Consider the following 21,010-nt stretch of genomic DNA (forward strand, 5'->3'; position numbering starts at 1 on the left):
CGCCATGAATTTTTCCCAGTTCTTCATCAAGCGGCCGATCTTCGCCGCCGTGCTGTCGCTGCTGATCCTGATCGGCGGCGCCATCTCGCTGTTCCAGCTGCCCATCAGCGAATACCCGGAAGTGGTGCCGCCCACGGTGGTGGTGCGCGCCAACTTCCCCGGCGCCAACCCCAAGGTGATCGGTGAAACCGTGGCCTCGCCGCTGGAGCAGGCCATCGTCGGCGTGGAAGGCATGCTCTACATGTCCTCCCAGTCCACCAACGACGGCAAGCTCACCCTCACCGTGACCTTCGCCCTCGGCACCGACCTGGACAACGCCCAGGTGCAGGTGCAGAACCGCGTCACCCGCACCATGCCCACCCTGCCCACCGAAGTGCAGCGGCTCGGCGTGACCGTGGACAAGGCCTCCCCGGACCTGACCATGGTGGTGCACCTGACCTCGCCGGATCAGCGCTACGACATGCTCTACCTGTCCAACTACGCCGCGCTCAACGTCAAGGACGAGCTGGCGCGCCTGGACGGCGTGGGCGACGTGCAGCTGTTCGGCATGGGCAACTACTCCCTGCGCGTGTGGCTGGACCCGAACAAGGTGGCTTCGCGCAACCTGACCGCCACCGACGTGGTCAACGCCATCCGCGAACAGAACCGCCAGGTCGCCGCGGGTGCCCTCGGCGCGCCGCCGTCGGATGCCGGCAACAGCTTCCAGCTCTCCATCAACACCCAGGGCCGCCTGGTCACCGAGGAAGAGTTCGAGAACATCATCATCCGCGCCGGCGACGACGGCGAAATCACCCGCCTGCGGGATATCGCCCGGGTCGAGCTGGGCTCCAACCAGTACGCCCTGCGCTCCCTGCTGAACAACCAGCCGGCGGTGGCCATTCCGGTGTTCCAGCGCCCCGGCTCCAACGCCATCGCCATCTCCGATGCGGTGCGCCAGCGCATGGCCGAGCTGAAACAGGGCTTCCCCCAGGGCATGGACTACGAAATCGTCTATGACCCGACCATCTTCGTGCGCGGCTCCATCGAGGCGGTGGTGCACACCCTGCTCGAAGCCATCGTGCTGGTGGTGCTGGTGGTGATCCTGTTCCTGCAGACCTGGCGAGCCTCGATCATCCCGCTGGCCGCCGTGCCGGTGTCGCTGATCGGCACCTTCGCGGTGATGCACCTGTTCGGCTTCTCCCTCAACGCCCTGTCGCTGTTCGGCCTGGTGCTGGCCATCGGCATCGTGGTGGACGACGCCATCGTCGTGGTGGAGAACGTCGAGCGGAACATCGGCCTCGGCAAGTCGCCGGTGGAGGCCACCCGCCAGGCCATGAAGGAAGTGACCGGTCCCATCGTCGCCACCGCCCTGGTGCTGTGCGCCGTGTTCGTGCCCACCGCCTTCATCTCCGGCCTCACCGGGCAGTTCTACCAGCAGTTCGCGCTGACCATTGCCATCTCCACGGTGATCTCGGCGTTCAACTCCCTGACCCTGTCGCCGGCCCTGGCCGCCGTGCTGCTGAAGGACCATCACGCACCCAAGGACCGTTTCTCGCGCCTGCTGGACCGGCTCTTCGGAGGCTGGCTGTTCGGCCCGTTCAACCGCTTCTTCGACCGCGCCGGCAAGGGCTACGTCGGCACCGTGCGCCGTGTGCTGCGCGGCAGCAGCATCGCCATGCTGGTCTACGGCGGCCTGCTGCTGGGCGGCTACCTGGGCTTCTCCAGCACCCCCACCGGTTTCGTGCCGCAGCAGGACAAGCAGTACCTGGTGGCCTTCGCCCAACTGCCGGACGCCGCCACCCTCGACCGTACCGAAGCGGTGATCAAGCGCATGTCCGAGATCGCCGCCAAGCACCCGGGCGTGGAGAACACCGTGGCCTTCCCCGGCCTGTCCATCAACGGCTTCACCAACAGCCCCAACAGCGGCATCGTGTTCACACCGCTCAAGCCCTTCGATGAGCGCAAGGACCCGTCCATGTCCGCCGGGGCCATCGCCGCTGCCTTGAACCAGGAGTTCGCCGGGATCCAGGACGCCTACATCGCCATCTTCCCGCCGCCGCCCGTGCAGGGCCTCGGCACCATCGGCGGCTTCCGCCTGCAGGTGGAGGACCGTGGCGGGCTGGGCTACGAGGAGCTGTACAAGCAGACCCAGAACATCATCGCCAAGGCGCGCCAGCTGCCGGAGCTGAACCCCATGTCGGTGTTCACCAGCTACCAGGTCAACGTGCCCCAGGTGGATGCCGCCATCGACCGCGAGAAGGCCAAGACCCACGGCGTAGCCATCAGCGACATCTTCGACACCATGCAGGTGTACCTGGGGTCGCTGTACGCCAACGACTTCAACCGCTTCGGCCGCACCTACCAGGTCAACGTCCAGGCTGACCAACCGTTCCGCCTGGAGCCCGAGCAGATCGGCCAGCTGAAGGTGCGCAACAACCGGGGCGAGATGATCCCGCTGTCCACCTTCGTCAAGGTCGACAACAGCTCGGGCCCTGACCGCGTCATGCACTACAACGGCTTCATCACCGCCGAGATCAACGGCGCCGCCGCCCCCGGCTACAGCTCCGGCCAGGCCGAGGACGCCATCGCCAAGCTGCTCAAGGAAGAGCTGCCCAACGGCATGACCTACGAGTGGACGGACCTGACCTACCAGCAGATCCTCGCCGGCAACACCGCGATCTTCATCTTCCCGCTCTGCGTGCTGCTGGCCTTCCTGGTGCTGGCTGCCCAGTACGAAAGCTGGAGCCTGCCGCTGGCGGTGATCCTGATCGTGCCAACCGTGCTGTTCTCCGCCATCGTCGGGGTGATCCTCGCCGGCAGCGACAACAACATCTTCACCCAGATCGGCCTGATCGTACTGGTGGGCCTGGCGTGCAAGAACGCCATCCTCATCGTCGAGTTCGCCAAGGAGAAACAGGAAGAAGGCCTCGACCGCCTGGCTGCGGTACTGGAAGCCTGCCGCCTGCGTCTGCGCCCGATCCTGATGACCTCCATCGCCTTCATCATGGGCGTGGTGCCCCTGGTGCTGTCCTCCGGTGCCGGCGCGGAAATGCGCCATGCCATGGGTGTTGCGGTGTTCAGCGGGATGATCGGCGTGACCTTCTTCGGCCTGCTGCTGACCCCGGTGTTCTATGTGCTGATCCGCGGCTTCGTCGAGAAAGGCGAAGCGCGCAAGGCGGCCAAGGCCCAGAAACTCAAGGAACTGCACGCATGATCAACAAGGCATTCGCCCCTGCCCTGCTGGCCCTCGCCTTGAGCGCCTGCGCCGTGGGCCCGGACTACAAGGCCCCCGAGAGCGAGCCCGCGCGGCTCGCCTCGGCCGAGGCCACCCCGGTCGACCGTTCGCACTTCGAGAGCCTCTGGTGGCAGCAGTTCGACGATCCGACCCTGAACCAGCTGGTGCAGCAGTCCCTCGAACAGAACCGCGAGCTGCGCGTGGCATTCGCCCGCCTGCGCGCCGCCCGTGCCATCCGTGACGACGTCGGCAACGACCAGTTGCCGGTGATCACCAGCCGCGCCGCCGCCCAGGGCGGCAAGGCCCAGCAGCCCGGCCAGACCGAGGACCGGGTGACCACCGAGCGCTACGACCTGGGCCTGGACATGGCCTGGGAACTGGACCTGTTCGGCCGCATCCAGCGCCAGATCGAAGCCAGCGACGCCGAGGCCGGCGCCGCCCAGGCCGACCTGCAGCAGTTGCAGGTCAGCCTCATCGCCGAACTGGTGGACGCCTACGGCACCCTGCGCGGCGCCCAGCTGCGCGAGGGCATCGCCCGCGAGAACCTGAAGAACCAGCAGGAATCCCGTGGCCTCACCGAGCAACTGCGCGACGCCGGCGTCGGCAGCGAGCTGGACGTGCTGCGCGCCGACGGCCGCCTGGCCGCCACCGAAGCCACCCTGCCGCAACTGCAGGCCATCGCCAGCCGCGCGCGCAACCGCATCGCCACCCTCCTCGGCCAGCGCCCGGACCAGCTCAGCGTGGACCTGTCGCCCAAGCCGCTGCCGGTGATCGCCAAGCAACTGCCCATCGGCGACCCCGCCGAGCTGCTGCGCCGCCGCCCGGATGTCGCCGCCGCCGAACGGCGCCTGGCCGCTGCCACCGCCAACGTCGGCGTGGCCACGGCGGACCTGTTCCCCCAGGTCAGCCTCTCCGGCTTCCTTGGCTTCACCGCCGGGCGCGGCTCGCAGATCGGCTCCTCCGCTGCCCGCGCCTGGGGCGTGGCGCCCACCATCAGTTGGGCCGCCTTCGACCTCGGCAGCGTGCGGGCCCGCCTGCGCGGCGCCGAAGCCGAGGCCGACGGCGCCCTGGCCAGCTACGAGCAGCAGGTGCTGCTGGCCCTGGAAGAGTCCGAGAACGCCTTCAGCGACTACGGCAAGCGCCAGCAACGCCTGGTCGCCCTGGTGCGCCAGTCGGAAGCCACCCGCGCCGCCGCCGAACAGGCCGCCGTGCGCTACCGCGAAGGCACCGTGGACTTCCTCGTGCTGCTGGACGCCGAACGCGAACGCCTGGCCGCCGAAGACGCCCAGGCCCAGGCCGAAGTGGAGCTCTACAGCGGCATCGTCGCCATCTACAAGGCCCTCGGCGGCGGCTGGCAGCCCCAGGCCTGAGTGTTGCCCTTGCCCGACCGCCCCCCGGTCGGCATTTCATCCCGCCCCGAGCCCCTCGGGTGCGGGATTTTTTTACTGAATCGACAACCCGGTCAGGGCACCGCCTGCGCCGGCAACCGCTCGACAAGGTCCTGCCCATGGCGGACGAAGCGCCGGCTCCAGGCCCAGACCCCGGCCATGCAGAGGATCAACCCCGCCAGCATGCCCAGGTAGCCCAAGCGGTCGAGCAGGATACCGGCGAGCATCGGCACCAGGGTGCGGGTCAGTACGAACAGGCTCGACTGCAGGCCGTAGTCGACGGCGGTCAGGCCGGCGCGGGTGTGGTTCATCATCATCCCGAACAGCAGGCCGGCCGAGGCGCCCATCACCAGTGCCAGCAGCAGGGTGCAGGCTACCAGCCAGGGCACGCCGGCACCGCTGACCACCGTGCCGGCCAGGGCGCCAAGAGCTGCCACGCCTGCCAGGGCGCAGGCCGGCAGGGCCCGCTGCAATCCGCTGCGCCGGGCCAGGTGGCCGGCGAGCGCACTGCCCACGGCCCCCACCACACCGCCAAGCACGCCGGCGACCAGCGCCACCTGCTCGGGCGGCAGGCCATGGTCCAGCAGCAAGGGCTTGAGGTAGACCCAGGCGGCGCCGATGAAGGGGAAATAGAGCATCAGCATCACCACCCAGCGACGCCGCTCGACGTTGCTGAAATAGGCCAGCCATTGGCCGACGCCCACCTGCCGGGCCTGCACGTCATCCGCCTGCGCCAGGGTGGCCCGCGGGATCAGCCACAGGCCCAGGGCGGCCAGCAGCAGCCCGCCGCTCAGCGCCCAGAACGGCCAGGCCCAGCCAGCGCGCGCCTGCAGCATCAGCATCACCCCGCCGCCCACCACCGCCCCCAGGGAGCTGGCGGCGGAGCGGATGATGCCGGCGCGCTGGCGCTCCTCCGCCGGCAAACAGCGGATCGCCAGGGCGTTGACCGGCGCATCGGCCCAGGTGCCGAGCAGGCTGGCCAGCATGGCCAGGGCGAACAGCGGCACGAAGCCGGCCTGCTCGATGCCCAGGCAGGCCAGGCCGACGAGGCTGGCGGCATAGCCGGCCATCAGCACCAGGCTCCAGCGGCGGTAGCCGGGCGCGCCCCGGGCCCAGCGGTCCACCGGGGCGCCAAGCACGAACTTGAGCACCGCCGGCAGCCCGGCCAGCTGGAACAGGCCGATCTCGGTGCCGCTCCAGCCGTGTTGGCGCATCACCAGCGGCAAGCCGAGGTAGAGGTAGATCAACGGCGCGGTCATGGCGAAGTTGACCCAGCCCAGCAGCAGTTGCAGGGGCCAGTGGGAAGGGTTCGGGCGGTCCATGTCAGAGCTTCCAGGTCACGCGCACGCCGAGTTCGCGGGGCGGGCTGTAGACGGTGATGAAACCGTTCTGGTAACCCACCGCGTCGTACTCGCGGTCAGCCAGGTTGTTCACGTAGCCGCTCAACTCCCACTGCTCGTAGCGCACGCCAGCGCTGAGGTTGACCAGTGCGTAGCCGTTGCGGGTGTACTGGTTGGCGGCGTCCAGGTAGACCTTGTCGCTGCCCACCAGGTTGCCCTGCACGTACCAGCCTTCCGGGTCGTCGTAGCGCAGGCCCAGGTAGCCGGTGAGGTCGGGAGCGAAGGGGTTGTGGTGCCCGTCGTAGCGGGCGCGACCGTCCTGGAAGCTGTCGAAGCGCGTGCGGTTCCAGGCCAGCCCGGTCTGCACGCTCCAGCGGGCGCTGAGCAGGTACTCGGCATCCAGGTCCAGCCCCTTGGACGTGGCGCTGGCGGCGCTGGTGATGTACTGCACGCCCGGGCTGGGCATCTGCATCACCTGCATGTCGGTGACGTCCATGTAGTACGCCGCCAGCGAGTAGCGCAGGCGCTCCTCCAGGGTCCGGCCCTTGATGCCGAGTTCGTAGGACCAGACCTTCTCCGGCTCGAACGCGGCGTAGTGGGTGGCGGCCGAGAGCACGTTGAAACCGCCGTTGCGTATGCCCTTGCTGGCGCTGAGGTAGACCTGGTTCTGCTCGGCGAAGGCGTACTGCAGTGCCACCTTCGGCGAGAACGACGACCAGCTCCGGGACTGGTTGGCATCGCCACGGGGGTCGATGCCCACCCGGTAGCGCTCCACCCGCCCGCCCAGGGAAAGGGTCCAGTCCGGCGTCAGGTGCAGGTTCCAATGGCTGAAGGCGGCCAGCGTGCGGCTGCTCTGGTCCAGGCGCAGCTCCTGGACGAAGGGGCCGCGCTGGCTGACGTTGCGCAGGTCGTTTTCGGAGCTGTCGGCGTAGACCCCGGCCAACCAGTCGGCAAGGCCCCACTGCCCTTCCAGGCGCAGCTCCTGGGACAGGGTGCGCAGGCGCAGGTCGCGGGCAATCATCGACAGGTTGACCGGCAGGAAGTCGGTGTCCTGCTGGATGCGGTCGTGGAAGTCGTTGTAGGCGGTGATCGAGCGCAGGTTCAGGTCATCCCCCAGGCTGTGGCCGATGTTCAGCGACAGGGTCTGGCCCCAGGAGCGGTTCCAGCTGTCGGTGCCCGAGGCCACGTGGTTGCGCCGCGCCGTGGGCGCGCCCCACAGCGAGGCGTCGTCGTCATAGGCCTGGCGCGCATAGCGCAGCACCATGTCGGTGCCCTCCTGGGGCACCAGGCGCAGGCCGGCGTTGAGGTTGTAACGTTCGCGGTCATCGGCCTGCTTGCCGAGGGTGTCGTTGCGGATGAAACCGTCCTGGCGCTGCCACTCGCCCGAGACGCTGCCGAACAGCCGCTCGTCCACCAGCGGGCTGCTCAGGGCGAAGCGCGTGGCGCGCTTGTCGCGGCTGCCCGCTTCGGCGGACACGCTGGCCCGCGCCAGCTCGTCCATCGGCCTGCTGTACACCGCGATCACCCCGGCCTCGGCATTGCGCCCGTAGAGGGTCGACTGCGGCCCGCGCAGCACCTCGATGCGGTCGATGTCGATGAAGCGGTTCTCGAAGCCCTGGGCGGTGAGGGTCGGCACGTCGTCCACCAGCATCAGCGTCGAGGTGGACAGCGCATTGAAGTTGGCAGTGAGGCCCCGCATCACCGGGGAGTTGATGCCCGACTGGCCGAAGGGCTGGAACGACAGCCCCGGCACTCGCCCTTCCAGCTGTTCGAAGCCGGTGATGTGCTCGTCTTCCAGGGTCTGTCCATCGATCACCTTGACGCTGGCCGGCACCGCGTCGAGGCTGCGCGGGACCTTTTCGGCGTTGACGCTGACCTCGGGCAGGCTCAATGCCTCTGCGGCCTGGAGGGCCGGGCAGGACAACGCCAGCGCGGTGCTGACCCAGACGTGGGTGGGGGTACGACGACTTCTGACCATCGCGAATCTTCCTTGTTGGCGCCTGGCGCCGTTACTGAGTGGGTTGGGCCAGCAGCCGCGCGTAGGCATCGCAGCGGGCCAGCAGGGTCGAATGGGTGCCCTGGTCGCGCACCTGCCCGTCTTCGAGCAGCACCACCCGGTCGGCCTGGGCGATGGTGCTGGGTCGGTGGGCGATGAGCAGCAGCGTGCGCTGCCCGCGCAGGCCCAGCAGGGCCTGCTGCAGGGCGTGCTCGCTGTGGGCGTCGAGGCTGGAGGAGGCTTCGTCCATCACCAGCACCGGCGCCTGCGACAGCAGCGCACGGGCGATGGCGATGCGCTGGCGCTGGCCGCCGGACAGGCGCGCTCCGCCCTCGCCGCAGCGGGTCTGGTAGCCCTCCGGCAAGGCCTGGATGAAGTCGTGCGCCTGGGCCTGGCGGGCGGCGGCCTCGATCTCCTCGGCGGTGGCATCGGGACGGCCCAGGCGCAGGTTGCCCTCGATGCTGTCGTCGAACAGGTAGGCGTCCTGGCCGACCCAGGCGATGCCCTGGCGCAACCCGGCCAGGGGGATGTCACGCACGTCCACGCCGCCGACGCGGATGGCCCCGCCTTCGACGTCGTAGAAACGCATCAGCAGGTTGGCGCAGGTGGTCTTGCCGGCTCCCGAAGCCCCCACCAGCGCCACCATTTCGCCAGGGCGGACCTGGAAGTCGACGCCCTGCAGGACCGGGCGTCCGCCATGGCTGAAGCGCACCTGATCGAACTCCAGGCGCGCGCCCTGGGGATGCTGGCGGCCTTGGTCACGCACCCGTGGCGGCTGGCGCAACAGCCCCAGGACCCGCCCGGCGCTGGCGCGCACGGCGCCGAGCTGGCCGGCCTCGCGGGCCACGTCGGCCATGGGCAGCAGGGCCGCGCCGACCAGCATCACCGCCAGGGGCAGTTGTGCCAGGTCCAGCAGGCCGATCTGCAGCAGCCAGGCGCCACAGGCCAGCGCACTCACCAGGGCCAGTGCCTGGATCAGCTCGATCACCCCCTGCTCGGCGCCGCTGCGCAGGGCATAGCGGCGCTGCTCCAGCCGCAGCCGGGCCAGCAGGCGACCCAGGCGCGCGTGCCAGGCCGCCTCCTGGTTGAACAGGAGGATCTCCCGGCGCGCCTCGATGCCTTCCAGCACTTCGGCGTTGAGCCCGGCCAGCGCCTCGTTCATCGCCCGGCCCTGGCGCAGGGCACGCCCGCCGAGCCAGAACGGCACGCTGGCCAGGGCCGCCAGGAACGGCAGCAGCGCCAGGGTCAGCCAGGGCTGGATGGCGGCCAGGGCCAGCAGCGCCACCAGCGGCACCAACACGGCGCCGATGGCATCGGTGAGGGTGTGGGCGAAGAAGTGCTCCAGGGCCTGGGCGTCGTTGAGCGCCACGTTGGCCTGCTCCCCTCGCCGCACCCCGGCCTGCACGTCCGGGGCGGCCCGCTCCAACCCCTCGTAGCTGCCGACCTGCAGGGTCTCTATCAGGTGGAAGGCGAACACATGGGAGACATGGGCCTGCCACCAGCGCCCACCGGCACCGGCCAGGGCACAGGCGAGCATCGCCGCCGCCACCTGCTGCCACAGGCTGGCCGGGGCATCGGTCAGCACCAGGCCGATCAACCAGCCGCCGAGGGCCAGGCTGCCCACCATGCCGGCCTGGGCCACCAGGGTGGCGACCAGGGTTTGCGCCAACAGCGCCGGCTGCCCGGCCGACAGCCGCAGCAGGTCGCTCCAGCGGCTGCCTTCGCCGGCGCGGATCGCGTGGGGATTGCCTTTCATGCCAGGGCTCCTTCGCTCAGGGGTTGGGTTTCGTGGGCGTGCTGCAGGGCCCAGAGACGCGCATACAGGCCCTGGCGGGCCAGCAGGCTGCGGTGGTCGCCGCTTTCCACCAGGCGCCCCTGGTCCAGCACCAGGATGCGGTCGGCATGGCGCACGGTGGCCAGGCGGTGGGCGATCACCAGCATCGAGCGCTGCCCGCGCAGGCGCTCGATGGCCGCGCCGATATGCGCCTCGCTGGCCACGTCGACGTTGGCGGTGGCCTCGTCGAGCAGCAGGATCGGCGCGCCCTTGAGCCAGGCACGGGCAATGGCCACGCGCTGGCGCTGGCCGCCGGAGAGCCGGTTGCCGCCCTCGCCCACCGGGGTCGCCAGGCCGTGCGGGAGGCTGGCGACCCAGGGTTCCAGCGAGGCCAGCCGACAGGCTTCGGCCAGGGCTTCGGGGCTGGCGTCCGCCGCACCCATGCGCAGGTTGTCCTCCAGGCTGCCGTGCAGCAGCACGCTCTGCTGGAACACCCCGCTGACGCGCTGGTAGAGGTCGGCGGAGCGCAGGTGACGGATGTCCACGCCGCCGAGGGTGACGCGCCCTTCCTGAGGGGCGATGAAGCGCATCAGCAGCGCCGCCAGGGTGGACTTGCCCGCCCCGGAGGGGCCCACCACGGCCACGCACTGGCCGGGTTCCAGGGTGAAGCTGAGGTTCTGCAAGGCCGGGGCCTGGCTGCCGGGCCAGCGGAAGGTGACGCCCTCGAAGGCCACCTCGTGGCCGGCCGGCAACAGCTCGGGCCGGGCCGGCTCGGGCACCGGCGGCTGCGCCGCCAGCAGCTCGGCCACCGGGGCGGCGGCGCCGTTGCCCGACCAGGCGACGTGGAAGGTCTTGTCCAGTTTCTCCAGGGTGCGGAACGCTTCGCGGGCCAGCAGCACGGCAGCGAACAGGGCGAAGGCCGACAGCTCGCCGGCACCGGCGCGCTGGACGCTGAGCAGCGTGACCAGCGCCAGCCCGCCGAGGCTGAGCAACCCGGTGACGCCATTGCGCATCAGGATGCCGTGCAGCACCTCCATCGCCTGCCGGCGCAGGTCGCGGGCCTGATCGCGCAGGGCATCGCGGCGCCGGTCCTGGGCGTTGAAGGCCTTGAGCGTGGTGACCCCACGCAGGCTGTCCAGCAGGTGCGACGAGAAGCGCCCGATGCTGGCGAACAGCCCACCGGCCGAGGGGCGTCGCCAGCGCAGCCAGAGGCGATCGACGAAGGGCAGCGACAAGGCGCCCACAGCGGCCACCAGGGCCGAGCGCGGGTCGAACAGCGCCATCAGCGCAAGCAGCCCGCTGCCCCCCAGGGCCGCGCCGATCACCGCCGGGATGTAGCGGCTGTAGTAGGCCTGCAGGGCCTCGACGTTGTGGATCAGGGTGGTGCTCAGCCCGGCGCTGTCATGCTCGCCGGGCGCCTGCCCGGCCACCCGCAGCACCTGGGGCAACAGGCGCTGGCGCAGGTGCTGCCGGGTCAGCCCGGCGACCCGCATGGCCAGCACCTCGGCCCCGCCATTGAGTGCGATGCGCAGCAGCGTCAGGCCGAGGAAGGCGCCCAGGGGCGTCCACAGCGCCGCCAACGGCTGGCCCTCGAACAGGCCGGCCAGGGCCCAGGCCAGGCAAAGGGCCAGGCCGGCGTTGCAGGCGCTGACCGCGAGCTGGCCGCAAGCGGCCAGGGCGATGGCCGGGCGCAACGGCCGCGAGAGGTTCCACAGCACACGGCTCATGCGACCTCCCCGGCATCGCCGCGCACCGCCCAGATGCGCTGGATGGGCAGGCCGCGCAGCGGCGCGGACTCGATCTGCTGCCAGCCCTGCTCCTCCAGCAGGCGCTGCACCGCGCCCAGGGCATGGCAGTCGCCGGCCTCGGTCAGGCTGAGCATCTGCGCGGCAAACAGGCGCGGAATGGGCTCCTGCTCCGCCGGCGCGTCCGAGCGCATGAAACCGGCGATGAGCAGCCGCCCGCCCGGTTTCAGCCAGGCCTGCAGGCGGCCCAGCAGGCGCCGGCATTCGGCCTCGTCGAAATGGTGCAGGACCTGGCTGAGGATGATCAGGTCCACCGGTTCACCCGGCTCCACGGTGAAGATGTCGGCACCGATGAAGCGTGTGCGTTCGCGCACCCCGAAGGTCTCTGCGGTGCTCCAGAACAGCTCGGCACTGGCCGGCCAGTCCACCCCGCAGAGGCTCACCGCCGGACACTCGGCCGCCAGGGTGAAGCCGTAGGTGCCGTTGCCGCAGGCCAGGTCCAGCACGCTCGGCTGCTGCCGCTGGGCCAGCCACGGCAGCACCTGCTGCGCCAGGCGCTGGGCGGTCACCCGCGCGGTGTTGGCGATGCCCTGGGAGAATTCGCCCCAGTACGGATGGTTGGCGGCCTCCAGGCCCTGGGGCAGGACGCTGCCACCGGCCACCACGGCGTCCTTGAAGTGACGGAAGGCATCCCACATCAGGTCGGCGGTGTAGACCTGCGCCAGCCCACCCACGTAGTGCGGCGAGCTGCGCCGCAGAAAGCGTTCGGCCAGCTCGCCCAGACGGTAGTAGGCCTGCCCCGGCTCCTGGCGGAGCAGGCCCAGGCCGGCCAGGGCGTCCAGCAGGATGCGGGTGCCGCGCTCGCTGGCCCCGGTGCGCTCGGCCACGGTGCGGGCGCTGGCGCCCTCGCCCAGGTGGTCAAACACCTGCAGTTCGATGGCGGCCCGCAGCACGCCGGCCCGTTCGACGCCCATCAGCAGGTCGATCACCGGTTGCGCGGAGACGGCCGGGCGTGGCGCCTGCAGGCTCTGCAGCAGGGCCGCCTGGTCGACCTTGCCGGACGGCGCCAGGGGCAGCTCCGGCACGCAGGCCAGGGCATCGGGCAACTGGCTGGGCTGGGCGCCCACTTCGTCATTGAGGAAGCCGCGCACCTGGGCGAGGGTCAGCGGCGGCTGCCCCGCCTTCATCACCACGAAAGCGTGCATGCGCGTGGCGCCGTCCTCCAGCGGGGCATTGAGGACTACGCACTGGGCGATGGCCGGGTGCTCGCGCAGCAGGTGCGCCACCTCCACCAGGTTCACCTTGTGCCCGCCGCGCATCACGGTGTCGGCGCGGCGCCCGACGATGCGCAGCCGGCCATCGGCGTCCAGCTGGCCACGGTCGCCCAGGCGCACCCAGCCGTCCGGGTGGCGGTACTGGCGGTCGAGTTCAGGGGCGCGGTAGTAGCACAGCGGCGTCATCGGCCCCCGTGCCCAGATCTCCCCCACCTCGCCTGGCGCGCATTCGTGCCCCTGCTCGTCGCGGATGCTCAGGCTGACCACCGCCGGGTCAGGTCGCCCGACCGTCTGCACGGTCACCTCGGGGGCGTCGTCCAGGGCGGTGTGGCAGGCCACGCCGTCCGCCGAGCCGTAGGACTGCACCAGGGCACAGCCGAAGTGCCGGCGCACGCCGGCCAGGGTCTGGGCGCTGAGGGCCGAGCCGCCGCTGACGATGGCCTCCAGTGCGCTGAAATCCAGCGCCTGCCCTTCCGCCGATTGCAGCAGGGGGCTGGCCAGCAGCATGTCCACCATGTTGGGCCCGGCGAACAGGTGGGTAACGCGCTGCTGGGCGACCAGCCGCAGCACCGCGTCGGCCTCGAAGCGGTCCAGGCAGATCAGCGCCCCCCCCAGGGAGGCCAGGGTGCAAGGCGTGCCCAGGGAGCCGAAGGGCGACGCCAGGGGCACGGCGAACAGCGCCCGCATGGCCTCGGGCTGGCGCGCCAGGCCGTTGAGGTAGGCACTCTGCCCGCCCACCAGGGCGTTGTGGGAATACAGCACCAGCTTGGGCTCTGACTCGGAGCCCGAGGAGGCGATCAGCCGGGCGCCGGCATCCGGGTCCACCCGCTGACCTTCGGTGTTCCAGGCCGGCCCCTCCCAGCACTGGTCCAGATCCGGCCAGTCCTGGTAGCGCTCGCCGTGTACCAGCACATGGGCCAGCGCCGGCAACGCGGGGCGCAGGCCGTCCACCAGCGCGGCGTAGTCGGCTTCGCCCACCTGGCGCTTGCAGATCAGCACCCGTGCGGCGGACTTGCCGAGCATGGCGAGGGTGTCGCGCTTGCGCCGCCCCAGGGGGTACGGCAGCACGATGCCGCCCAGGGCCGCCACGGCCAGGTCCACGGCGCAGGCGCGCCAGCCATTGGGCAGGTTCACCGCCACCACCACGCCAGGCCCGACGCCGAGCTGGTGCAGCACCTGCGCCAGGCTGAGGCTGCGCGCCCGCAGCTGGGCGAAGCTCAGGCTCGCCGCCCCTTCGGTGACAGCGACCGCCAGGGGCCGTGAGCGGGCAATGTCGAGGAAGGACTCGAACAGGCTCTTGTGGGGATAGATGCCCTCGGCCCGCCAGTGCGCGCGAAGGTGCGCGGGGACGCAGTCCGGCGCCGTGTAGCGGTCACCGGAGACAGGGGGCTGCACGGCGGACAGGTGTTCATTTGCCATGGGGTATCGACCTCAAGCGTTGATGATCCAGGGGCTGGCGGTACGCAGGCCGTATTCGTCACGGCCCAGGGCACAGCCCAACCAGGGGTGGGCGCCGACATCGGCGGCGCAGCGGGAGATGCGGCTGGCGGGAATGCCCCGCGCCGCCAGGTGGGCCAGGGCTTCGCCACCGGCCAGGTGCCCAAGGCTCGCCACCTCGGAGGGGTCGGCACCGTCGAGCATCAGGTGGCCGTCGGTGCAGGCCAGTACCTGCCCCGCGTCGGCAATGGCGGCCTCCAGCAGCAGGCCGGCGGCGCCGCTCATGCTGGAATCGAGGGCACCGGCCAGGCCGTGGACGTGGCGCTGGTAGAGCGCGGCAACCAGGCCCTCGGCCAGGGCAGCGCCGCCCAGCACGTCCACCAGGGTGAGCAGCGCGCCGGCCGGCCGGTCGTGCTGCTGGATGCGGGCGGCCAGGCCGCTGTGGGCCTGGATCATGAAATCGGTGCCCAGGGGGTCGTCCGCTCCAGGGTGGCGCCCGCAGCCGGAGGCCGAGCCGTACACCAGGCCCGGGGCATGGCGACGCAGCGCCTCGGCGGTCAACCCCAGGCGCTCGGCGCGTCCGGGCGCCCAGTTGTGCAGGAAGGCATCGCAGCCCTCCAGCAACTGCCCCAGCCGGGCCTGCCCGGCTTCGCTGCGCACGTCCAGTTCGACCCAGGGCTTGCCCCGGTTGATCGCCTGGAAGTGCACGGACAGGCCGCCCACCAAAGGCGCCATGCCGCGCATCGGATCACCGCCCGGCGGCTCGATGCGCGTGACCTGCATGCCCAGTTCCCGCAGCAGGTGCCCCGCCAACGGCCCCTGGATCAGCCGGCAGGCCTCCAGCCCCGCCAGGCCAGCCAGGGGCTGGGCCGCGCTGGAGGGCGCGCGCGCCAGGGCAGCGGCCGATACGGGCGGGTCAAAGGCCCAGGGGCCTTGGGCGCAGTCTTCCCGGGGCGCCAGACGCAGGGTGCAGAGGTTGACCCCGGCATCCCGGGCCAGGCAGTTCAGGTCGGCCAGGCGATAGCGCGCACAGGCGCGGAACAGCGAGGGCGGCAACCACGCCGTGGCGGTGGTGTAGCGCTGCATGAACGGCGGCCAGCCGGCGGCGATGTCCGCCAGGGACACCCCCAGGCCTTCCCAGAAGCGGCGCCAGGCCTCCGGGTCGAGGGCTTCCAGCTCGAAGCGCAGGCCCTCGCCACTGGTGAAGGGCGGGTGCTGCCAATCGGCGCCACCCGGCACCGGCAGCACCTGCCCGGCATCGTCCATCGCCAGGTACTGGGCCATCGCCAGCAGGCCGGCGCCGCCCAGGCTGATGTGCACCTCATGGCTGCTGCTGCCCCGACGCTGCCCGAGCAGGGCGGCCACGGCAGCGGTGGACGCCAGGGAGGCCGTCAGCACCCCGAGGTAGCCCACCCCCAGGGTGAACAGCCCACCGGCGCTGCGCCCATGCCAGCCCACCAGCCCGCAGGCCGCCTGGGCCAGCGCCTCGCTCACCGGCTGTACCCCGCAGGGCCAGCCACGCACATATAAGGTGACCCGCGCGCCGGCGGCATCCTCCAACCAGGCCGTCAGTTGGCCATCCAGGCCTTGCACACCCGCTGCCGCGCATACCCGCGCGCCCAGCAAGCCCATGCGCAGGGCCAGCGCATCGCGGGTGGCCTGCAGCCCGGTCGGGGCTTCGGCCATCCGCAGGGTCACGCCTTCCAGGGGCCGTATCGACATGAACAACTCCTTCGTTCCTGTTCGAGCTTCCTGCACCCGGAGCGCCGACCCCCTCTATCTCCAGGGCCTGCGGCAATCCGTTGCAGGTCGATGGGAGGATCATACTTCCTTGATTAATGCTAATCATTCGCATTACATATGCACTCCGGCGATTTTCATATGCAGTTCCGGCGAGGCGGTTTTTTACCCACTTCGCCTGTGCTCTGATGCGTCGGCGAACCCAGTCAAGGACGGTGATCACTGCGCCCGGATGGAGCCCCGCACAGGCACACCGGGCGAGTGATGAGGAGTGATTTGCTATGAACGGTTTGGCACAACCCAAGCTGGCCAGCGCCCAGCAACTCAAGGAATGGACGCGCCACCAGACAGCATCGGCCCAGGGCCAGGCGCTGATCGAGCGGCTGGACTGCGAGGCCGGGTTCTCCCTGGTGCGCTCGCGGGTCTCCTCGGGCCGCATCCTGCGGGAGGTCTGCGAGCACGATGGCAACGACCGCACCCTGGTCATCACCTTCGGACTGTCCGGCCAGTCCGAGTTTCTCGACCGGGTCGGCAATGCCCTGCCCTTCGCGGCGAACCACACCACGGTCTCGGTGTTCCAGGCCGGCACCGGCGAGCGTCGCTACGCCGCCAACGAGCCCATCCAGCAACTGCGCCTGGTGGTGTCGGAGTCGACCCTGACCCGCTACATCGGGCCCGAGCGCTGCGGCCGCCTGCTGGGCAAGGCCCTGCGCCACAACGAGAGCTTCCGGCAGATCGCCTACAACGGCAGCTGCAGCAGCGAACACCTGCGCTTCTTCAAGAACCCCCGGGTCGGCGAGCACGACGGCCTGCGCCAGCGCATCCATGCCCTGAGCCTGCTGGCCGAGCAGCTCAACCTGCTGGCCCCCGCCACGCCCCAGGCCGAGCGCATCAGCGGCCGTGACCTGGACGTGATGGAGCGGATCGAGGCCTACATGCGCGCCAACCTCGGCCAGCCGCTGAACAACGCCTGCCTCTGCGCCGCGCTGGGCATCAGCGAATACAAGCTCAAGGAATGCTTCCGCCACGCCTACGGCACCAGCCCCGCCCACCACCTGCTGGAGATGCGCATGCAACGCGCGCAGGAGCTGCTCGCCGCCGGCTACCGGGTCTCGGAGACGGCCTACCAGGTGGGCTACCAGCACCCGAACAACTTCAGCGCCGCCTTCCTCAAGTTCTTCGGCTACACCCCGAAGTCGGTACGCAGCGGCCGCTAGCCATCCACGAACGCCCAACCCGGGAACCTGACATGAACCACCTATCCAGCGCCCGCCACGCGGCGGGCGAAGGGGACGCCTGCGCCTTGCAAACGCCCCTCTGCCTCAACCTCAACGAATCCCCCTACGGCGTACCGCCGGCTGCGCGGCAGGCGGCCAGCGAAGCCATCGGCCTGTCCTCGCGCTACCAGTTCGAGCGGGTGGAGGCGCTGCGCCAGGCCCTTGCCCAGCGCCATGGCGTGCCGCTGGAATGGGTCTCGCTGTACCCCGGCTCCAACCGCGCCCTGCACTACGCCACCCTGGCCTTCACCCGGGCCGATGCGCCGCTGGTGGTGGCTGCGCCGGGCTACCCGGTGCCCGAGCAGGCCGCACGCCTGCATGGCCGGGCGGTGTGCCGGGTGCCCCTGCTGGCGGACGGCGGGCACGACGTGCAGGCCATGCTCGCCGCCAGCGAGGGTGGGCTGATCTACATCGCCAACCCCAACAACCCCACCGGCACCGTCACCCCCCACGCAGCGCTGCTGGCTCTGGTGGAACAGGCCGGCGCCCTGCCCCACCCGCCGGTGGCGCTGATCGACGAGGCCTACCTGGAGTTCAGCGACGAGCCTTCGATGATCCCGGCAGTCAGCGCCCGCCCCGGCCTGGTGGTCACCCGCACCTTCTCCAAGATCCACGGCCTCGCCGGGCTGCGCCTGGGCTATGCCATCGCCCAGCCCGCCGTGCTGGACCGCATGCACACCCAGCCGGCCCACGACGTGCCGGTGCCGGCCGTTGCCGCCGCGCTGGCCTGCCTGCACGACGAGGCCGAATGCGCCCGGCGCAAGGCCGCCAACACGGCCCAGCGCGAGGCCTTCTGCGCCTGGCTGGACCGCCAGGGCCTGCGCTACAGCCCGTCCCGGAGCAACTGCGTGCTGATCGACTGCCAGCGCCCGGCCGCAGAGGTGATCGCCACCCTGGCCGCCGGCGGCATCCGCGTCGGCCGCCCCTGGCCCGGCCTGGAACAGCGACTGCGCGTGACCCTCGGCACCCCCGATGAAATGACCCGGCTCCGGCACGCCCTGAGCCAGGCCCTCGACCTGCCCCGGAGCTGAACATGACTGCCTTTACCCCGACTCCCCTGCCCCGCACCCTCGGCCCCCTGGTCAGCGACCAGGCCACCCTCAGCGCCGAGGAGCGCGCCCGCTACAGCCGCCATATCCTGCTGCCGGAGTTCGGCCTGGCCGGCCAGCAGCGCCTGAAGAACGCCCGCGTGCTGGTGATCGGTGCCGGCGGCCTGGGCTCACCGACCCTGCTGTACCTGGCAGCGGCCGGTGTCGGCACCCTGGGCATCGTCGACTTCGACCGGGTGGACGCCTCCAACCTGCAGCGCCAGGTGATCCACCGCATGGACACCCTCGGCGAGCTGAAGACCGAGAGCGCCAAGCGCACCATCGCCGCGCTCAACCCGCACGTGCAGGTGAACCTGCACGACCTGCGCCTGCACAACGACAACGCCGTGGCGCTGTTCCAGAGCTACGACCTAATCATCGACGGCGCCGACAACTTCGCCACCCGCTACCTGGTCAACGACGCCTGCGTCCTGGCCGGCAAGCCCTACGTCTGGGGCTCCATCTACCGCTTCGAAGGCCAGGCCAGCGTGTTCTGGGAAAACGCCCCCGGCGGCGGCCTGAACTACCGCGACCTCTACCCCGAGCCGCCCCCGCCGGAGCTGGCGCCGTCCTGCTCGGAGGGCGGCGTGCTTGGCGTGCTCTGCGCCGCCGTGGCCTCGGTGATGGGCACCGAGGCGATCAAGCTGCTGACCGGGATCGGCGAATCCCTGCTGGGCACGCTGATGGTCTACGACGCCCTGCGCATGCGTTACCGCTACCTGCCCCTGCAGCGCGATCCGCAGCGCCAGCCCATCACCGCGTTGCAGGACTACCCGCAGCTGTGCGGCCTGGGCCAGCCCTCGGCGCCGGCCACCCCCGTGCCGGTGATCAGCCCGCAGGAGCTGCAGGCCCTGCTCGGCAGCGGGCAGCCGCCCCGGCTGATCGACGTGCGCGAGCCCAACGAGTGGGACATCGTCCGTATCGAAGGCGCCGACCTGCTGCCCAAGGCCCGCGCCCTGGCCAGCCTCGGCCAGGGGCCGCTGGCCGACCGCGAGCAGCCCTACGTGATCTGCTGCAAGGGCGGCAGCCGCTCCCGCGAGGTGGTCGAGGCCATGCTCACCGCCGGCTACCACAACGTGCGCAACCTGCAGGGCGGCGTGCTCGCCTGGGTGCGCGACGTGGCTCCCGACCAGCCCCGCTACTGAGGACGGCCCGATGCTCACCCTGCCCGCCGCCCTGCGCGATGCCATCGCCCACCAGGCCCGCACCGAGCACCCGCTGGAATGCTGCGGGCTGATCGCCGCCGTGCCCAGCGAGCCCGGCAGCCTGCGCCTGGTGCCGATGCACAACGCTGCCCAGGCCGAGGACTTCTTCAGCTTCGAGCCCCTGCAGCAACTGCGCGTGTGGCGCGAGATGAACGGCCGGGGCGAAGTGCCCCTGGTGCTCTACCACTCCCACACCGCATCCCGGCCCTACCCCAGCGACACCGACGTGGAGTACGCCGCCGCCTTTCCCGAGGTGTTCCACCTCATCGTCAGCACCGATCCCCGCTTCGACCTGTCGATGCGCTGCTTCCGCATCGAGGACGGCCGAATCCTGGAGCAGCCGCTGGCCTTCGACTGAACCCCATGCCCCCGACCACGAGGAACCGCCATGTCCATCACCATCCACATCCCCACCACCTTGCGCGACCTGACGGCCGGCGCAGCCCAGGTCCGCGCCCAGGGCGACAGCCTGGGTGAAGTCATCGACGACCTGGAGCGCCGCTGGCCGGGCCTGGAGCAGCGCCTGCTGAAGGGCCGCACCCTGGTGCGTTTCATGAACCTGTACGTCAACGACCAGGACGTGCGCTTCCACGGCGGCCTGGAGGCCCGTGTCGCCCCCGGCGACGAGATCACCATCCTGCCCGCCGTCGCCGGTGGCCAGGACTGCCGGAACCCGGCATAGGAGCGGCGACCATGGGATGCCCCTTTTCCGGCGCCAGGAACGCCCTGGCGACCCGTACCGGCGACGGCCGCTACGGCGACTACCTGAGCCTGCAGCACATCCTGCACAGCCAGGTGCCACGCTCGGAGGTGCCGGACGAACTGCTGTTCATCATCCAGCACCAGACCGCCGAACTGTGGATGAAGCTGATGCTCCACGAGCTGACCCTCGCCACCCACCACGTCGGCTGCCAGGACCTGCCCCGCACCTTCAAGGCGCTGACCCGCGTGCAGCGGATCATGGAGCACCTGATCCACGCCTGGAGCGTGCTCGCCACCCTCACCCCCAATGACTTCCTGGCCATGCGCCCGGCCCTGGGCAGCGCCTCCGGCCACCAGTCGGTGCAGTTCCGCGAGATCGAATTCCTCCTCGGCAACAAGTGCGCCCGCCACCTGGAAGACCACGCCGAAGACCCGGCAGCGCTGCGCGCCCTGCAGGCCCGGCTGCTGGCGCCCTCGCTCTACGACGAGGTGGTGCGCCTGCTGGCCGCGCGCGGCCTGGCCATCGACCCCGCGCGCCTGCAGGCCGCCGTCGACGAGCCCACCGGCTACGACGCCTCGGTGGAGGCCGCCTGGCTCACCGTCTACCGCGCTCCCGAAGCCCACCGCGACCTCTACGAGCTGGCCGAGCAACTGGTGGCGCTGGAGGACAACGTCAGGCACTGGCGCTTCCGCCACATCGGCATGGTCGAGCGGGTCATCGGCCGTCGCCAGGGCACCGGCGGCAGCAGCGGCGCCGACTACCTGCGCAAGACCCTCGACACGCTGCTGTTCCCCGAACTGTGGAACCTGCGCACCGTCCTCTGAACCCA

14 protein-coding genes are annotated in these 21,010 nt (G+C 70.7%); 8 read left to right on the plus strand and 6 right to left on the minus strand.

What is annotated here, in order from left to right; all coding sequences use genetic code 11:
* The first annotated feature begins 4 nt into the window (after positions 1 to 4).
* Positions 5 to 3,193: an efflux RND transporter permease subunit gene (locus FBY21_RS06085; RefSeq protein WP_074971454.1), complete on the plus strand. Its 3,189-nt coding sequence runs from the start codon at positions 5 to 7 to the stop codon at positions 3,191 to 3,193.
* Complete coding sequence (locus FBY21_RS06090) at positions 3,190 to 4,584, plus strand: efflux transporter outer membrane subunit (protein WP_142009484.1); 1,395 nt, start codon at positions 3,190 to 3,192, stop codon at positions 4,582 to 4,584. Before FBY21_RS06085 ends, FBY21_RS06090 begins: the two co-directional genes overlap by 4 nt.
* A 92-nt stretch (positions 4,585 to 4,676) precedes the next feature.
* Here FBY21_RS06090 and FBY21_RS06095 read toward each other — a convergent pair whose 3' ends face one another.
* Genes FBY21_RS06095 through FBY21_RS06120 form a run of 6 tightly spaced genes read right to left on the minus strand, consistent with a single transcriptional unit; the run spans position 4,677 to position 15,890 of the window.
* On the minus strand, positions 4,677 to 5,924 hold the full coding sequence (locus FBY21_RS06095; RefSeq protein ID WP_142009487.1) for an MFS transporter: 1,248 nt from the start codon (positions 5,922 to 5,924) through the stop codon (positions 4,677 to 4,679).
* Position 5,925: 1 nt separating this feature from the next.
* Positions 5,926 to 7,920: a TonB-dependent receptor gene (locus FBY21_RS06100; RefSeq protein WP_142009489.1), complete on the minus strand. Its 1,995-nt coding sequence runs from the start codon at positions 7,918 to 7,920 to the stop codon at positions 5,926 to 5,928.
* 31 nt (positions 7,921 to 7,951) lie between these two features.
* Positions 7,952 to 9,694, minus strand: a complete 1,743-nt coding sequence (locus tag FBY21_RS06105; RefSeq protein WP_142009491.1) for an ABC transporter ATP-binding protein — start codon at positions 9,692 to 9,694, stop codon at positions 7,952 to 7,954.
* Positions 9,691 to 11,439, minus strand: coding sequence for an ABC transporter ATP-binding protein (locus tag FBY21_RS06110; protein WP_142009493.1), 1,749 nt, complete (start codon positions 11,437 to 11,439; stop codon positions 9,691 to 9,693). The genes FBY21_RS06105 and FBY21_RS06110 overlap by 4 nt, the downstream gene beginning before the upstream one ends.
* Complete coding sequence (locus tag FBY21_RS06115) at positions 11,436 to 14,150, minus strand: AMP-binding protein (protein WP_142009495.1); 2,715 nt, start codon at positions 14,148 to 14,150, stop codon at positions 11,436 to 11,438. The genes FBY21_RS06110 and FBY21_RS06115 overlap by 4 nt, the downstream gene beginning before the upstream one ends.
* 12 nt (positions 14,151 to 14,162) lie before the next feature.
* Positions 14,163 to 15,890, minus strand: a complete 1,728-nt coding sequence (locus tag FBY21_RS06120) for a CoA transferase (protein WP_142009497.1) — start codon at positions 15,888 to 15,890, stop codon at positions 14,163 to 14,165.
* Positions 15,891 to 16,189: 299 nt separating this feature from the next.
* Here FBY21_RS06120 and FBY21_RS06125 point away from each other — a divergent pair, with 299 nt between their 5' ends.
* From FBY21_RS06125 to FBY21_RS06150, 6 genes are read left to right on the plus strand one after another with little or no spacing between them, the layout of a single operon-like run.
* Positions 16,190 to 17,125 (plus strand): helix-turn-helix transcriptional regulator, encoded by a 936-nt coding sequence (locus tag FBY21_RS06125; RefSeq protein WP_044407622.1) that lies wholly within the window; start codon positions 16,190 to 16,192, stop codon positions 17,123 to 17,125.
* Positions 17,126 to 17,157: 32 nt separating this feature from the next.
* Positions 17,158 to 18,216, plus strand: coding sequence for an aminotransferase class I/II-fold pyridoxal phosphate-dependent enzyme (locus tag FBY21_RS06130; RefSeq protein ID WP_142009500.1), 1,059 nt, complete (start codon positions 17,158 to 17,160; stop codon positions 18,214 to 18,216).
* Between the two features lie 2 nt (positions 18,217 to 18,218).
* Entirely contained in the window at positions 18,219 to 19,418 is a 1,200-nt protein-coding gene (gene moeB / locus FBY21_RS06135) for a molybdopterin-synthase adenylyltransferase MoeB (RefSeq protein ID WP_142009502.1), read from the plus strand.
* 10 nt (positions 19,419 to 19,428) lie between these two features.
* A complete protein-coding gene (locus tag FBY21_RS06140; protein WP_142009504.1) occupies positions 19,429 to 19,836 on the plus strand; it encodes a Mov34/MPN/PAD-1 family protein in 408 nt (135 codons plus the stop codon).
* Between the two features lie 30 nt (positions 19,837 to 19,866).
* Positions 19,867 to 20,160 (plus strand): MoaD/ThiS family protein, encoded by a 294-nt coding sequence (locus tag FBY21_RS06145; protein WP_142009506.1) that lies wholly within the window; start codon positions 19,867 to 19,869, stop codon positions 20,158 to 20,160.
* An 11-nt stretch (positions 20,161 to 20,171) separates the two neighbouring features.
* Positions 20,172 to 21,005 carry a tryptophan 2,3-dioxygenase gene (locus FBY21_RS06150; RefSeq protein ID WP_142009508.1) on the plus strand — a complete coding sequence of 278 codons (834 nt, stop codon included), beginning with the start codon at positions 20,172 to 20,174 and terminating at the stop codon, positions 21,003 to 21,005.
* The last annotated feature ends 5 nt before the right edge of the window (positions 21,006 to 21,010 follow it).

Source organism: Pseudomonas sp. SLBN-26 (assembly GCF_006715895.1).
Classification (GTDB): Bacteria; Pseudomonadota; Gammaproteobacteria; order Pseudomonadales; family Pseudomonadaceae; genus Metapseudomonas; species Metapseudomonas otitidis.